This window comes from Candidatus Chromulinivoraceae bacterium, assembly GCA_035478595.1.
Lineage (GTDB): Bacteria > Patescibacteriota > Saccharimonadia > Saccharimonadales > Saccharimonadaceae > CAMLKC01.
Genome location: DATIJL010000010.1, coordinates 115201 through 131835 on the forward strand (window position 1 = coordinate 115201; position 16635 = coordinate 131835).

12 protein-coding genes are annotated in these 16635 nt (G+C 48.3%); 9 read left to right on the plus strand and 3 right to left on the minus strand.

Annotated elements, in window-relative coordinates:
* Window positions 1–82: 82 nt before the first annotated feature.
* On the plus strand, window positions 83–1372 hold the full coding sequence (tig, locus tag VLG36_02765) for a trigger factor (GenBank protein HSW77694.1): 1290 nt from the start codon (window positions 83–85) through the stop codon (window positions 1370–1372).
* A gap of 65 nt (window positions 1373–1437) precedes the next feature.
* Here the strand turns inward: tig and VLG36_02770 are convergent, their stop codons facing one another.
* Window positions 1438–1944, minus strand: coding sequence for a hypothetical protein (locus VLG36_02770; GenBank protein ID HSW77695.1), 507 nt, complete (start codon window positions 1942–1944; stop codon window positions 1438–1440).
* A 131-nt stretch (window positions 1945–2075) separates the two neighbouring features.
* Here VLG36_02770 and VLG36_02775 point away from each other — a divergent pair, with 131 nt between their 5' ends.
* The 6 genes from VLG36_02775 (at window position 2076) to fusA (ending at window position 13905) form a co-directional block, all read left to right on the plus strand.
* Complete coding sequence (locus VLG36_02775) at window positions 2076–2672, plus strand: ATP-dependent Clp protease proteolytic subunit (protein ID HSW77696.1); 597 nt, start codon at window positions 2076–2078, stop codon at window positions 2670–2672.
* A gap of 240 nt (window positions 2673–2912) precedes the next feature.
* A complete protein-coding gene (locus VLG36_02780; protein ID HSW77697.1) occupies window positions 2913–6272 on the plus strand; it encodes a DNA-directed RNA polymerase subunit beta in 3360 nt (1119 codons plus the stop codon).
* A 1-nt stretch (window position 6273) separates the two neighbouring features.
* Window positions 6274–10107 (plus strand): DNA-directed RNA polymerase subunit beta', encoded by a 3834-nt coding sequence (gene rpoC, locus VLG36_02785; GenBank protein ID HSW77698.1) that lies wholly within the window; start codon window positions 6274–6276, stop codon window positions 10105–10107.
* A 573-nt stretch (window positions 10108–10680) separates the two neighbouring features.
* Complete coding sequence (gene rpsL / locus VLG36_02790; protein ID HSW77699.1) at window positions 10681–11094, plus strand: 30S ribosomal protein S12; 414 nt, start codon at window positions 10681–10683, stop codon at window positions 11092–11094.
* Window positions 11094–11573, plus strand: coding sequence for a 30S ribosomal protein S7 (rpsG, locus tag VLG36_02795; GenBank protein HSW77700.1), 480 nt, complete (start codon window positions 11094–11096; stop codon window positions 11571–11573). The genes rpsL and rpsG overlap by 1 nt, the downstream gene beginning before the upstream one ends.
* 235 nt (window positions 11574–11808) lie before the next feature.
* Complete coding sequence (gene fusA, locus VLG36_02800) at window positions 11809–13905, plus strand: elongation factor G (GenBank protein ID HSW77701.1); 2097 nt, start codon at window positions 11809–11811, stop codon at window positions 13903–13905.
* Between the two features lie 65 nt (window positions 13906–13970).
* Here fusA and VLG36_02805 read toward each other — a convergent pair whose 3' ends face one another.
* The gene (locus VLG36_02805) at window positions 13971–14351 is read right to left on the minus strand and encodes an FKBP-type peptidyl-prolyl cis-trans isomerase (protein HSW77702.1); all 381 of its coding nucleotides are present in this window, start codon (window positions 14349–14351) and stop codon (window positions 13971–13973) included.
* 91 nt (window positions 14352–14442) lie between these two features.
* Between VLG36_02805 and VLG36_02810 the strand changes: the two genes are divergently transcribed.
* Together VLG36_02810 and VLG36_02815 are read left to right on the plus strand one after the other, a co-directional pair.
* Entirely contained in the window at window positions 14443–15045 is a 603-nt protein-coding gene (locus tag VLG36_02810) for a hypothetical protein (protein ID HSW77703.1), read from the plus strand.
* Between the two features lie 110 nt (window positions 15046–15155).
* Window positions 15156–15821, plus strand: coding sequence for a hypothetical protein (locus VLG36_02815; GenBank protein HSW77704.1), 666 nt, complete (start codon window positions 15156–15158; stop codon window positions 15819–15821).
* A gap of 155 nt (window positions 15822–15976) precedes the next feature.
* Here VLG36_02815 and VLG36_02820 read toward each other — a convergent pair whose 3' ends face one another.
* The gene (locus tag VLG36_02820) at window positions 15977–16270 is read right to left on the minus strand and encodes a hypothetical protein (GenBank protein HSW77705.1); all 294 of its coding nucleotides are present in this window, start codon (window positions 16268–16270) and stop codon (window positions 15977–15979) included.
* Window positions 16271–16635 lie beyond the last annotated feature (365 nt).

Below are 16635 nucleotides of genomic sequence, written 5' to 3' on the forward strand. Positions count from 1 at the left end.
CGGAGAATCCCCACGTTTTGTTGAGTCCACATTGTCGGTGGGCTTTTTTGATCTCTTTATATCTGTTATACTTGAACACTGTATGAAGACATCGGTTAAACATTTATCTGACACAAAGGTCGAGCTGACCATTTTGCTCGACAAAGACGACCTTAAGGCTGCGGAACAAGTCGCACTGACAAAACTCGCTAAATCCGTGAAAGCACCAGGCTTTCGCAAAGGTAAGGTGCCTGTAGGCGTAGCTGCAAAACACGTAGACCCAGAAGTGCTGGCTCAACAGACGCTAGAGGATGCGCTGTCTAAGGCAGTGGCTGAAAGCTACATGCAAGAAGACATCCAGGCACTTGAGCGTCCTGCGGTTGAAATTAAGAAATACGTTCCAGGTAGCGAAGTAGAATTTACAGCTGAAGCTGAGATTCTTCCTAAGGTTGCACTTGGCGACTATAAGAAGCTTAAAGCTACTGAGAAAAAGGCGACAGTAACGGCAAAAGAGATTGATGAGATTATCGACCGTATGCGTCAAGGTTTTGCCGAGAAGAAAGATGTTACTCGCGAAGCTAAAACAGGTGATGAGGCAACCATCGACTTTGTCGGTAAAAAAGATGACGTTCCTTTTGAAGGCGGAACAGCTGAAGGTTACGATCTTGTAATTGGTAGCCATTCTTTTATTCCAGGTTTTGAAGAAGGAATTGTTGGTAAAAAACTAGGTGAGACATTTGATCTTAAACTCAAGTTCCCAGATGATTACCACGTAGCCGATCTTAAGGGCGCAGATGTCGTGTTCACGACGACTCTCAAGGGCCTAAAGGAAGTTGTACTTCCTGAAGTTAACGATGAATTCGCTGCAAAAGCTGGTCCATTCAAGACGGTAGAAGAGCTTAAGGTTGACGTTAAGCGTGAACTGACTGCTCAAAAAGAGCGTGAAGCTCGTGAAAACATGAAAGATGACCTTGTAAAACAACTCGTTGAAGCAAGTAATGTGCCTGTACCAGAAGTGTTGCTCCACGATCAAGCTGAATCCATCGAGCGGGATATGACCCAGAACCTCATGTACCAAGGTCTTACGCTTGACCAGTATCTTGAAAACAAAGGCTTTGAAGACAAGGACAAATGGCTTGAAACTGAAGTCAACGAAGCTGCTAAAAAACGTGTCCAAGCTGGACTTGTACTTGCAGAACTCAGCAAGGCCGAAAAAATTGAAGCTACTAACGAAGAGCTCGAGAATCACGTTAACTTATATAAGCAACAATATGCTAATAATCCACGTATGGTTGAACAGTTCGATACACCGGAGTCGCGTCGCGACATCGCTAATCGTCTGTTGACAGAAAAGACGGTAGACCGCCTTGTTGAGCTTAACGCGAAAAGCTAATCTTTAAAAAGATGTCTATACGTTGAAACTCCGCCCCATGTAGGGCGGAGTTTCACTTTCGTGACTCACGTCCAGGGGCGGAGAGTCTCTTCTCGGGAGGTGGTGATGTTGCCGAAAGTCACGGCACCCTTGGTCGAGATGGTGAGGTCCGTCGCGAGGGAGAACTCACCCTGGCCTCGACTCCGACTGACCGAAATCAGGTGGACGTAGACCCGGGGGAAGACCAATCGGTGCTCGCGGCGAAGCGTGTCGACGTAGATCTGGGTTTCGGGGTACTCGCAGCCACCCTCGATGAGCTGCAGGGCGTTGCCTGCGAGCTGATCGAGCGTCTCGTTGCCAGTGGTGAACTTCTTGCCCTGCGCGGAGCGGGGTGTGATCTTGAAGCCCATGCGCTGCTTGCCACCGTCTCGAGACATGGTCTCCAGGATCTGCGGAAAGAGCTGGCTCGCGAAGGCGCCGTGGTCGAGGGCGATCATCGTCTGGCCACCCTTGTCGAACGTGTAGTTGATCTCGATGCGTCCAGACCGAAGGAGGTCCGTGAGCACGTTGGTGGGACCGGATGAAAAGAGCATGTCAGGCCTCTCGTGTAGAAAAAAGACTGCATAAAACTATAGCATAAAAAGTAAATAAAATCAATTGAAGGGCTATTAAAGAATCTAGCACTCTATTGCATCGAGTGCTAGATTTTGTGTATACTAAGTATATGAATAAGCCAACAAGTTATCTCGTACCAACGGTTATCGAAAAAACGCACGATGGCGAACGAGCATTTGATATTTACTCTCGCCTTTTAAATGAGCGCATCATCTTTTTAGGAGATGAAGTGAATGAAGCAACGGCAAATGTTGTTGTGGCGCAGCTCCTTCACCTTGCGCATACCGACCCAAAGAAGGACATTAAATTGTACATCAATAGTCCTGGTGGAACGGTTTATGATGGTCTAGCAATCTTCGATACGATCCAATACATTAGTCCGGATGTTATGACGATAGGCATCGGTCTTCAGGCTAGTATGGGCTCTTTTCTCCTATCGAGTGGAACCAAGGGTAAGCGGTTCGCTCTTCCTAATAGTCGTATCATGATGCACCAACCATCGAGCGGTACTCAGGGTAAGGTTACAGACCAAGAAATTACACTTCGTGAAAGTATTTATCTCAAGCAGAAACTCAATGAGATTCTTGCCAAGAATACTGGCCAGAAGATTGCAAAGATTGAAAAAGATGCCGACCGTGACTTTTGGATGAGCGCCGATGAAGCGGTGAAGTATGGCCTTATCGACGAAGTCATCACTAAAGCATAAATCCTCGCACGATAAAGAGCATTCTTGAATTGTATTAGTGGTCTATCGAAAAGCCGGAATGGTGCGTATTTTACTCTTGACGATTTGCTCTATTTGCTTCACAATGAGTACTAAGAAGTAGTGTAGTTGTGGTTAAATATGTTTCCGAGCGGGTGGCAGCGAACGGAGACAACCATATCTTAGGAATCTTCGGCGCCGATTCTATCCACTAAACAATTAAACCCAAGCGAGGAGCTATACGTGTCAAAAACACAGCCTGCAGCGACAGGGCGTGTCTTTTTTACTGGAAAAGACAGCGCCTTAGAGCTACCTAACCTCATCGCTCACCAGGAAGACTCTTGGCGTGAATTCGTCGAGACTGGTTTGAGCGAGATCTTTGCAGAACTTAATCCAATCGAGGACTATACCGGCCAAAAGCTGGAACTTCGTTTTAAGAAGTACGAGTTCCAAGATCCTAAGACAAGCGAAAAAGACGCAAAAGAAAATAACCTAACTTTTGATGCGCCACTCCATGCGACCGTTGAACTTACGAACAAGGTCACAGGCGAGGTTAAGGAACAAGAGATCTATCTTGGTGATTACCCATGGATGACCGAGCGCGGCACGTTCATCATTAATGGCACTGAGCGTGTTGTTGTCTCTCAGCTCATTCGTTCAGCGGGTGTGTTCTTTACTGCAGATGTTGTAAACGGCCGTAACTTCTACGGTGCGAAACTTATTCCAGGCCGTGGTGCATGGCTCGAGTTTGAGACCGCATCTAACGGTGCAATTTATGTTAAGATCGATCGTCGCCGCAAACTACCTGTCACGACTCTACTGCGCGCCCTCGGCCATAACAAGACGAGCGAGATTAAGAGCTTGTTTGAAGACACCGACACTGGTGAAGCTAAGTACATTGACGCTACCCTTGAAAAAGATCCAGCACGCGGCTCAAACGAGGCGCTTATTGAAGTTTACCGCCGCCTTCGCCCAGGTGACCTAGCAACCGTTGATAACGCTCGCAGTATGATCGAGCGCATGTTCTTTGATTTCAAGCGCTTTGACTACAGCCGTGTTGGCCGTTACAAGCTAAACCAACGCCTCGGTCTTGAAGTCGCAAATGTTGCTGAAAACCGTGTTTTCCAGATGAGCGATCTTATCGCAATCATCAAGGAAATTATCCGACTTAATAATACACAAGCCCCATCTGACGATATTGACGCTCTTTCAAACCGCCGCGTTAAATTGGTTGGTGAACTTGTTGCCCGTCAGTTCCGCGTTGGTATGCTCCGTATGCAGCGTAATGCCATGGACCGTATGTCAATGTCTGACATCGAATCTGTCACTCCTGGTCAGTTAATTAACGCCCGTCCAGTTGTTGCAGCTGTTCGCGAGTTCTTTGCCAGCTCGCAGCTTTCACAGCTTATGGATGAAGTTAACCCACTATCAGAGCTTTCACATAAGCGTCGCCTTAGCTCAATGGGTCCTGGTGGTCTTTCACGCGAACGTGCCGGTTTTGACGTTCGTGATGCTCACCCAACTCACTACGGTCGTATCTGTTCTGTTGAGACACCAGAAGGCGCCAACATTGGGCTAGTGCTTAACCTTGCGACCTACGCTCGTGTTAACGAATACGGCTTTATCGAGACTCCTTATCTTAAGGTAGCTGAGGGCAAAGTAACTGATGAAGTTATTTACCTCGACGCCTCACAGGAGATCAACGAAGTTATCGCCGATGCTGGTGCGACACTAAACGACGACGGTACGTTCGCCGCAGAGCGTGTGAGTGCCCGCAAGCACCTTAAGCCAGAGCAGGTAGATGTTTCAGAGGTTACCTATATGGACGCCGCTCACAAGCAGATCCTTGGTTCTACTGCATCTCTTGTGCCGTTTATTGAAAAAAACCGTGTTGACCGATCGTTGACCGGTTCAAACATGCAGAAGCAAGCAGTTCCTCTTCTTACCCCAGAATCTCCAACGGTTGGTACGGGTATCGAAGCGGAAATCGCCCGTAATACAAGCCAGCTTGTTGTTGCTGAGGGTGATGGTGAAGTTGTTCGTGCTGACGGCAAACTTGTTGAAGTTAAATACAAAGATGGCGTTAAGACATACGAGCTTATCCACTTTGCTAAATCGAACGATGACCGCTCAATCAACCAAAAAACCCGCGTTACCCGTGGTCAAAAAGTTAAAAAGGGTGACATTCTGATTGAGGGTGCTTCTATTGCTGATGGTGAACTAGCTCTTGGCCGCGACCTGACGGTTGCCTTTATGCCATGGGGTGGTTACAACATGGACGACGCAATCGTGCTTTCTGACCGCATCGTTAAAGAAGATGCTCTTACAAGCATCAACATCAAAGACTACACGGTTGAAGTCCGTGAGACTAAGCTTGGCCCAGAAATCGTTACCCGCGACATTCCAAATGTTAGCGAAGACTCACTTCGCCATCTCGACGAAAACGGTATCGTACAAATCGGTAGCGAAGTTAAAGCCGGCGACGTGCTCGTAGGTAAGATTACTCCTAAGGGTGAGCAGGAGCTCAGCTCTGAAGAGCGACTTCTTCGCGCTATCTTTGGCGAAAAAGCTAAGGATGTCCGCGATACTTCACAGCGCATGAACAATGCTGGTGGTGGTAAGGTTGTTGGCGTCAAGATCTTTAGCCGCGAAAACGGTCACGAACTTAAGGCTGGCGTTCTAATGCAGATCCAGATCTTCGTTGCACAACTCCGAAAAATTAGCGTTGGTGACAAGCTTGCTGGTCGTCACGGTAACAAGGGTGTTGTAGCTCGTATTCTTCCTGTAGAGGATATGCCATTCATGGAAGACGGTACTGCAGTTGACGTGGTCTTGAACCCACTTGGTGTGCCAAGTCGTATGAACATTGGTCAGCTGTTTGAAACTCACCTTGGTATGGCTGCTCGTGCCCTTGGTTACAAGGTAGCAACGCCTCCATTCGATGGTGTGACGAATGAAACTATCTCAAGCGAGCTTGAAAAAGCTGGTTACGCACCTGACGGTAAGAGCCAACTCTTTGACGGCCGCACCGGTGAGCCGTTTGAAGAGCGCACAACTGTTGGTGTGATGCACATGATTAAGCTTCACCACATGGTAAGCGACAAGATCCACGCCCGCTCGACTGGTCCATACACTATGGTTACCCAGCAACCACTTGGTGGTAAAGCGCAAAACGGTGGTCAGCGCTTTGGTGAGATGGAGGTTTGGGCACTTGAAGCATACGGTGCTGCAGCAACTCTGCAGGAAATGTTGACGATCAAGTCGGACGACACCTATGGTCGTGCAAAAGCCTACGAATCTATCATTAAGGATGAGCCAATTGTCGGTCCTAAGCTTCCTGAGTCGTTCAACGTGCTCGTAAAGGAGCTTCAGGGTCTTGGTCTTCGTGTTGATCTTTTAGATGAGTCTGAAGACGCTGCTATTGACGCCGAAAACGTTATTGCAAGTGCTGGCCCAGAAGACAAGACAGTTCCAGCTGATGGACTTCTTGACGACGACGTTGTCGAAACTGTTCTTGATGAAGCTGATGAAATTGGTGACATTGAAGATGGAATGAGTATTCAAGACATTGATGAAATAGATGAAGAAAGGAAGGAGGCGTAATATGAGCCGAGTTGTTGCATCGAACGGTATTGCTGACTTTGACGCCGTGCGTCTCGCAGTCGCTAGCCCAGAAGACATCCTCAAGTGGAGCTACGGTGAGGTTACTAAGCCAGAAACCATCAACTACCGTACACAAAAGCCTGAACGCGATGGTTTGTTCTGTGAGCGTATTTTCGGACCAGTAAAAGATATCAACCCACACGATAACAAGCTCAAGGGTGTTCGTTCTCGTGAAGCAGCTGTAGATAAGAACGGTGAACTTGTTACTAAGTCTATCGTTCGTCGTGAGCGCATGGGTCACATCCAGCTTGCCGCACCTGTTGCGCATATCTGGTTCATGCGTGGTACGCCAAGTGCCATGAGTCTGCTCATTGGTATTACGGTTCGTAACCTTGAACGCATCGCTTACTTTGCAACCTACGTTGTATTGAAGGTAAACGAAGAAAAGCGCGATCAAATGCTTGCTGATCTTGATGCCGAAACTGAAGCCGGCCGTGCAGCGATTAAAATCCGCTATGAGCGCGAAGCTTCTGTTGAAAATGCTGATGTTAAGGCACTTGCTGAACAGCAATCACGTGAAGTTGAAGAACTCAACGACATGTATACAGTTAAAAAGGGTCAACTTGAGAGCCTCGTAAAGGGCGCTCTCATCAGCGAAACTGATTTCCGTAACCTTCCTGAAGAGTACGAAGAACTTGCCGAAGTTGGCATGGGTGGTACTGCACTAAAGGCACTCCTTGACGAGATCGATCTGCCTGTTCTTATCAAACAGCTCAGCGAAGAAGTCGAAAGCGCTAAGGGTCAGCGTGAAAAGAAACTGCTTAAGCGTCTTAAGGTGCTTGAGGGTATGCTTGCCGCTGGTATTAGGCCAAACAGCCTCACGCTTACCGTTCTTCCTGTTATTCCTCCGGACCTTCGTCCAATGGTGCAACTTACCGGTGGTCGTTTTGCTACAAGCGACCTCAACGACCTTTACCGTCGTGTAATTAACCGTAACAACCGTCTTAAGAAGCTGATTGATCTCAACGCGCCTGAAGTAATTCGTCGCAACGAGATGCGCATGCTCCAAGAGGCTGTTGACGCATTGATCGATAACAGCGCAGCCCGTGGTGGTCGTGCCGTTAACGCTACCGGCGGTCGCCGTCGTCTTAAGAGCATCAGTGACATGCTTAAGGGCAAGCAGGGTCGTTTCCGTCAGAACCTTCTGGGTAAGCGTGTTGACTACTCTGGACGTTCTGTCATTGTTGTTGGTCCTAAGCTTAAGATCAACCAGTGTGGTCTTCCTAAGCAAATGGCACTCGAGCTCTTTAAGCCGTTCATCATTAGCTGGCTTATCCGTGGCGAACACGCTCACAACATTCGCTCAGCAACTCGTTTAATCGAGGCTGGCGACGCACTTGTATGGGACGCACTTGATGCTGTGATTGAAGGTAAGTACGTTCTTTTGAACCGTGCTCCATCTCTTCACCGTCTTTCAATCCAAGCTTTCCAGCCTAAGTTGGTTGAAGGCAAAGCAATCCAGCTACACCCACTCGTCGCAAACGGATTTAACGCCGACTACGATGGCGACCAGATGGCTGTACACCTTCCACTGTCTAAAGAAGCTCAGGCTGAGGCTCGTGACCTCATGAGCGCAACCAACAACCTTCTAAAGCCAGCTGATGGTGCACCAGTGCTTAACATCGGTCAGGACGTTGTACTTGGTAACTACTACCTTACATATGAAAAACCAAGCGCCCAAACTGACACCGTTAAGGCGTATAGCTCAATCTACGAAGCTGAAATGGCTTACGATAACGGTAAACTCCAGCTTCAGACTCCAATTCGCGTTGTTACAAAGGGTCAAGCTCGTAACACGACGCTTGGTCGAGTGTTCTTTAACGACATCCTGCCAGCTGATTTTCCATACGATAACAACATCCAAAGCAAGAAGCAGCTTAAGAAGGTTCTTGCTAAGATCTTTAACACGTATGGTGCTGAAGAAACTGCTAAGACCGCTGACCGAATGAAGGGTCTGGCATTCCGTTTTGCCACTATCGCTGCTGTATCTACTGGTAAGGACGACTACATCCACTTTGACGAGATTGGTGAATTTGTTGCAGAAGGTGACGCTAAGACTGCGCTCATTTCTGAACAATTCGACCAGGGTCTTATCACCGAGGAAGAGCGTTATAACCTGACTGTTGCCGCATGGCGTGGTGTTGACCGTCAAGTAACTGAGTTCTTGCAGTCACAGCTAAAGAACATGGATACTAGCATTAGTGTCATGGTGAACTCTGGTGCACGTGGTGATATTTCAAACGTTAAGCTTGCAAGCGCTATGGTTGGTATCATGGTGGACGCGACTAACCGCGAAATTGAGCTACCTATTCGCTCAAGCTATAAAGCAGGTCTTTCATCACTTGAGTCGTTCGTGGCTACCCGTGGTGCTCGTAAGGGTCTGATTGACACCGCTCTTAAGACAGCTGACTCGGGTTACTTGACTCGTCGTCTTGTGGACGTGAGCCAAGATGTCTTTACTGCTAAAGACGATGTCGCTGAGGAGGATGAAGGCTTCGCTATCTACCGTGCAGAGTCTGCACTGACTATGATTGACTTTGGTAACCGTCTCTATGGTCGTTACACTGCTGAGGAAATCCCTGGCATCGTTGGTAAAGACGAGCTCATTACTCGTGAAGTTGCCGATGCTATTGAAGCAGATGCTACTATCGAAAACGTCAAGATCCAGAGCGTCCTCTCTACAAAGAGCCTTCGTGGTATTCCACAAAAGAGTTACGGTATCGATATGGCAACCGGTACACTTGTTGCAGCCGCTCAGCCTGTCGGTGTCATTGCCGCTCAGTCAGTCGGTGAACCTGGAACGCAGCTTACGCTTCGTACCTTCCACGCCGGTGGTGTGGCTGGTGGAGACATTACACAGGGTCTGCCTCGTGTTGAAGAGCTCTTCGAAGCTCGTACACCTAAGGGACAAGCGCATGTTACTGAAACTGCTGGTGTTGTTGATCTCTGGGAAGATGGCAAGAAGTACATCGTTCAAGTTACTCCTTCAGCTGGTCATGTTGAGCGCATTGCGCTTGAAGGCCGCAAGATGGCCGTTAAAGCTGGTAGCAACGTAAAGGTTGGTGATGTTCTGGCAACTGCCGAGGGCGAAGCTAAACCACTCGTTGCACCATTCGACGGTGTCGTAGAGGTTGCCGAAGACACGATGGTGATTGCCGCAAACGCGAGCTCACCGGTTCGTTACGAGATTCCTGGCAGTACGCAGCTTGTTGTAAAGGCTGGTGATGTCGTTGAAGCAGGTGACCGTCTTACTATCGGTTCGCTCAATCTCCACGACCTCATGCGTCTTAAGGGTACGGAAGCAACACAGCGTTATATCATTAACGAGGTGCTTCGTATTTATGCTGCACAGGGTCAAGATGTTGCTGACAAGCACCTTGAGATCATCGTTCGTCAGATGTTCTCTCGTGTTCAGGTCGAAGACCCAGGTGACAGCGCCTTTGTCATGGGTGATATTGTTTCTAAGGCTGCGGTCTACGAAGCGAATGTCCTACTCGCCAGCGAAGGTAAAGAGCTTGCTCAGTACAACCAATTGCTCCTTGGTATTACCAAGGTGTCAATCTGGAGCGATAGCTGGCTATCTGCTGCATCATTCCAAGACACGACTCGCGTGCTCATCAATGCTGCTACTAGTGGCCGAGCTGACCGCCTGAATGGTCTTAAGGAAAACGTCATCATTGGTCGCAAGATTCCTGTTGGAACCGGTGCTCGTGTTGATGAACCTGACGAGGCTCTTGTGAGCGAAATCGTCGAAGATATCGAACTCGCTGAGTAGATATCGGTCCTATTGTAAAAATAACCCCTTCATTTGTAAGGGGTTATTTTTCATGTTTACGGAGGTGAACGTTTGACATTATTAATTAGAGGTCGTATCGTAATATACGCATCTAATACACCTAGGATCATCGGAGGAGATGGTCAGGATGGCAGTAACGACTGGCGATTCGACGACGGGCACCGCTCGTTCTTCGGAGTTGCCGCCGCAGCCCACGGGCTTGACCGACTTCGAGCGTGACTTGTTCACGACGAATGGCGGCCGGATCGACGAGGACGCGCTTCGCGTTTCCGTAGTCGGCGCTCTTGATGTGATGCACCCGGAAGGGCCGAGGCAATGGTACGTCCTCACAAGACGCACCGCCCCGGCCTTCCGGGCTTATTTTTACCTTGAAATAATACAGTATCTCTGTTAAGCTAATACATGAGTTTCCTCTTTTTAGACTCTTAGACGAAAAGAATGTGTACACGTCACGAGAGAACGCTAAAAAGTATGACACGAAGCGGATATGCTGAATCCAAATCGTAAATCAGAGCATTCTGCTCTTCAAATAAGTGAATAACAGGAGTTTTCATGCCTACTATTAACCAGTTGGTGCGCAAGCCTCGTAAGACTGCGATTAAAAAATCAAAGTCTCCAGCGCTTGGCCGCATTCATAACGCGCTTAAAACGCGTTACTACGACCAGGATGCCCCACTAAAACGTGGTGTTTGTATCAAGGTGACAACAAAAACCCCTAAAAAGCCAAACTCAGCGCTTCGTAAAGTTGCTCGTGTTCGTTTGACGAACCAGCAAGAAGTCTGGGCATACATTGGTGGTGAAGGTCACAACCTCCAGGAGCACGCCGTTGTGCTTGTCCGTGGTGGTCGTGTTCCAGACCTTCCAGGTGTTCGTTACCACATCGTTCGTGGTGCTCTTGACCTTCAGGGTGTTGCAAAGCGTAAGCAGGGCCGTTCTAAATACGGTGCCAAAAAGGATGACAAGTAATGCCTCGTAAAGTAACCAAAAAACTACAACGCGAACTTAAGCCTGACCGCAAGTACCAGAGCGTACTCGTTCAGCGCCTTATTAACAAATCTATTCTTGATGGTAAAAAATCTATCGCTGAAAAAGCTGTGTACGCTGCCCTTGAGCAAGCTGCTAAAAAGCTTGATAGCGAAGACCCACTTGCTATTTTTGAAAAGGCTCTAAGGAACGTTTCACCAAACTTCGAGGTTAAATCTCGCCGTGTTGGTGGTGCTAACTACCAGATTCCTTTCCCTGTACAGGGTCACCGTCAGCTTCACTATGCGTTTAGCTGGCTTGTACAATCAGCTCGTTCACGTAACGGTATTCCTTACTCTCAGCGTCTTGCGCTCGAGATTGTAGATGCCTACAACGAAGCTGGTGCTGCGTACAAAAAGAAAGAAGACACGCACAAGATGGCTGAGGCCAACCGCGCCTTCGCTCACTTCGCTCGCAGCTAATCTGCATTTGGGCAAAAAAAGAACTCCTTATACGGGAGTTCTTTTTTTGAGCGTTAGTTTGCTGCTTGTTAATAATGCAACAAAAAGAATGTTTTAAACATAGATTAAGAGAGCATGTGTGCACAGTTAACAGGGGGTGACATTTATAGACACTTCTGGTAAAATGGTAAGGAAGCGCTATTTTTGATGGCAAAAATTCATATTTAACGAAGAAAGAAGAAAGAGCAGCAACGCTATGGCCCAGAAAAACGTCCCACTCAAGGACTTTCGTAACATCGGTATTATTGCCCATATTGATGCAGGCAAAACGACCACTACTGAAGGTATTTTGTATCGCACAGGAATTAACCACAAGATTGGTGAAGTTCGAGGTGCTGATGGCGATAGCGCCACGACTGACTGGATGGCACAGGAAAAAGAGCGAGGTATTACTATTACCTCTGCTGCTGTGACCTGTTTTTGGAAAGGTCACAAGATCAACATTATTGATACCCCAGGACACATCGACTTTACGGCCGAAGTTGAGCGTTCTCTTCGCGTGCTCGACGGTGCTGTAACAGTGTTCGACGGTAAAATGGGCGTAGAAGCTCAGACTGAGACTGTATGGCGCCAGGCTAATAAGTATGGCGTTCCTCGTATCTGCTTTATTAACAAGATCAACCAAATTGGTGGTGACTTTTATAAATCACTGGGTACTATTCACAATCGTCTTTCTAAGAATGCTCTCCCTATCCACCTTCCAATTGGTTTTGAAAAGGAGATCAACGGTGTTGTTGACCTCGTTGATATGAAAGCTTACACCTACGGTGATTACACCGACCACGAGCTTGCTCCAGGCGAAATTCCAGCAGACATGCTTGAAAAAGCTAAAAACGCGCGCAGTCTTCTGGTTGAAGCTGCTGTTGAAGCTGACGATGAACTGTTTGAGCGTTTTCTTGAGCAGGGTGAAGAGTCGATCTCTATCGATGAACTTAAGGTTGCTCTCCGTAAGCGTGTGCTTGCTGGTGACTTCTTCCTCGTAACTGGTGGTGACGGCCGTGGTGTGATTGTTGAAAAGGTCCTCGACCTTGTTGCTGATTACCTTCCATCTCCACTTGATGTTGACGCTATTAAAGGTATCAATCCAAAGACAGGCGACACAATTGAGCGCCAGCCAGACGAGTCTGAGCCTCTTGCCGCTTTGGCCTTTAAAATTGCAACCGACCCATTTGTTGGTAAATTGATCTTTATCCGTGTTTATAGTGGTAAATTGACCGCTGGTAGCTACGTACTTAATACCACGACAGGTAACAAAGAGCGTATCGGCCGTATCGTTCGTATGCACGCCGACAAGCGTGAAGATATCGATGTTATCGGTGCAGGTGACATTGCAGCTGTTGTTGGTCTCAAGGATACCTTTACTGGTGCAACTATCTGTGACCCAACTCACCCAATTCAGCTTGAATCTATCGATTTCCCAGAACCACCAGTATCAATCGCTGTTGAGCCTAAAACTAAGGCCGACCAAGAAAAGATGGGTGTTGCTTTGCAACGTCTTGCCGAAGAAGATCCAACTTTCCGCGTTCACACCGACGAAGAGACTGGTCAGACCATTATGTCTGGAATGGGCGAGCTTCACCTTGACATCCTTATCGATCGTATGAAGCGTGAGTTTAAGGTTGAGGCAAACATCGGTGAGCCACAAGTTGCCTTCCGTGAGTCTATCAAAGGTACCTCAGACGTACAGGGTAAGCATGCTAAGCAATCTGGTGGTCGTGGCCAATACGGTGACGTATGGATTCGCTTTGAGCCGAATGAAACGGGTAAAGGCTTTGAGTTCTTTGACGCTATTAAAGGCGGTGTTGTTCCTCAGGAATATCGCAAACCTGTTGAACAAGGTGTGCGCGAAACTCTCGAAGGTGGTGTTATCGCTGGCTACCCAGTAGTAGATGTTAAAGCGACACTTTACGATGGTAGCTACCACGATGTCGACTCGAGCGAACTTGCCTTTAAGCTCGCTGGTCACATTGCAACCCGCGCGGGTATTAAAGCTGCAAAACCTATTCTTCTCGAACCTATTATGAAGGTGGAAGTTAGTACGCCAGAAGAGTTCATGGGTGACGTCATTGGCGACCTTAACGCTCGTCGTGGTCGCATTGACGCTATGGAAGACATTCCTGGTGGTGCGAAGCTTGTTAAGGCATTTGTGCCACTTGCAAGTATGTTTGGTTACACAAGTGATCTTCGTTCAATGAGCCAAGGTCGTGCAGCCAGCACTATGGAGCTTGCGCAGTACGAGGAAGTACCACCTAACGTTGCACAGGAAATCATCGAGAAGCGCGCTAGTAAATAGTCGCTAATCGAAATAAATACACCGCTCATAAGATTGAGCGGTGTATTTTTATTGGTGAACGTTGCTTATAACGATACGAGCTCAATATCGAACACGAGGTCAGAGTTTGGTGGAATGTTTGCGGCTGCGCGGACTGATCCGTAGGCAAGTGCAGATGGAATGACAAGGCGTCTTGTACCGCCCACCTTCATGCCTGGAACACCTTGTGTCCATCCCTTTATAACTTGGTTTAGTCCGAAGGTGATTGGCTTTCCAAAGTCGTGCGAGCTTTGAAAAATAGTTCCATCCTTGCAGAGTGCGCCGGTGTAATGCGCGGTAATAGTAGCGTTTTCGGGAACAACCTCTCCAGTGCCTTCGACGACATCAATAATCTCTAGCTGTGGAACAGTTGGTAGTGGTGTGAAATTAGCGAGCTTAGTGCCCTCAAGTTGTGTGGGTTCAGTCATACGTCTATTTTACTATGATCTTGCTTTTTTATCGTAGTTAAATAATTTACGGTATGTTGCTTACGCTCTTATGATCTAGTATCCTTAGCTCATGGAGCAAAAGTCGAAACGAAACCCTAAAAGGGGCATTGCCAATTTCTTTGGTGCCTTAGGGTACTTTTTTGGGTTTTTGCAGTGGTTTTGGGCAGTTTTGCTTTACTTTAGTGTTATCCAATCAGTAACCTTATTTGTGTCACCTAATGCCGACAAGCCTGTTGTGTCATCGCCCGTACCTGCGTTTACACTTCCTAACTCTGTCGAGATGATTATCTTAGGTGTTACAGTGGTTGTTATGGTCGCCGTGACGATCTATGCACTCATAAAAATACCGGTGAGTATTGTTAAAACGGGTAATAAAGTAGTGCATAAAACGGCTCAGACTATGACGCCGATAGTTATGAAGACACAACATAAAAAAGACACTAAAAAGTTCCGCGACAAGTTGACGACAAGACTTATCTTTGCTATCAAGCTCCTATTAATTATTATCCCTGTCATTTTAACGTCCGCTTCTGGATGGTTAGAAAAGCAATCTGTCGATTATTCAATTGCTCTTGTTGTAGGCTGTGGGCTGGCTGCTCTGAGCATAGTATTCTTTACTTTGCAGTATGCAGTAGCTGGTGTGCTTCGAGTTAAGATTCGCGATCTCTGGTAGGACGAAGCGATCTGGATTGTTTTCGTATTGCTTACTATACACATAAGATGGTACATTTATCTTTAGCCCCAAGGTGGGGCAGCACAAGCAGACAGAGGAGGTGAAGGGTCGTGCCTACGACGATTATCCCGCGTAATCAGATCCTGAACACTACGCCCTACAGCCCGTACCACCTACCGCCGCTTGTTCCAGGAACGGCGGGAACGGCTCAGCCCAAGCCCACGGCGCGTGCCGTCATGTGTATTGCGCCTGGCGACGCCAAGGCGCATAACCGTCACTGGCAGCAAGAACTAGACATTCATCGAGGCGACCCGCATCAAGCGATCGCAGCCGACGACACTTACCCGAACCAGGTATTTGCGCGTGACTACACGGTGTACGGCGCGGTGACGCTTAGCGATCCGCTCGCCGTGACACTGAAGGAATTCTGGCTGTCTCGTGGCTTTAACGAGACAGCCCTCAAGGAAGCGTGGCGCGCATACCTGGCAACGTTCAAAAAGCGTAAGCCGCCATGGTGGAAACGGACTAGCCAGGCTGTCGATGGCGGTGCCGTGTTCTTCGAAGCCAAGAAGGACCGCGAAGTCATCGTCATGGGGGTAGTTGATCTCCGGATCACAACCTCCGAAGGGCCGACGACGCTCGAACATGGGTCGGTTTTGCTTCAGCATCCCGACGATGCGTCCAATCAGTGGCTTGCACGGGCTGAAAAGTTCGCCGAGCGTTATGAGTGGGCGCGTGTTCCGAAGAGCGGACTACTGATCCCGCAAACGCGGTAGATCATTTACTATCATGAGCCTAGGAGATCGAACGATGAACTCTCTGTCTGCTTGTGGTAGTAAAGCAATTATCTAAGGTTTTTATAACAAATAAGTTCAGGGGATGAGCCCGTGACTCCAGCCTTCGCCTGGAGGAGTCACGGGCGGGGTGACGCCTAGAACGGCGTCACCCATTGGAACAAGTCGTGAAGCGTCTGCGCCTTGATGTACTGACGACCCATTACACGTCGTTGTCGCGGACCCATGGGGACGATCTGTCCACCTTGGATTTTCTTCTCCTCGACAGGGAGGACTTTGGCCTGTACCCACCCACTGACAGTGGCACGACCAACGCCGAACACGTCGGCAACCTGTGTAGGCGTGTGTTCGGCGCGTGAGTTGATAACTGCCGCCAGGGCGATCCGCGTCTCACGGTAGAGTTGCGGTGTACCGTCGACAGCGTTGAACATACGTACCAGTTGGAGTGTGGCGCTGCGTCCATCCAGGAACTCAGCGAGTCCTTTGAGATAGCAGGCCAGGAAGAACCGTGTTTGACGCTTCGCGAAATAAACATGAGGAATGAACGGAAACAGATTTTGCATTTGACTGCGGCTGCTCAAGTTGAGCAGCTTTTGCGCTTCTCCTAGGGGAAGAAACATCGACTGTGTCAACGTACACATCCTTTTTGCCTGTGCCTAAACTTAACTCTGAAGTGCGAAAGTGCGTAGCACTTTTGCTACTCTGGTGGAGCATGAGCAGCTACAAACACCTCACCAAAGTAGAGCGTGCCGAGATTGGAATATTACTTCGTAAAGGCTACTCCGCTGGGGATATC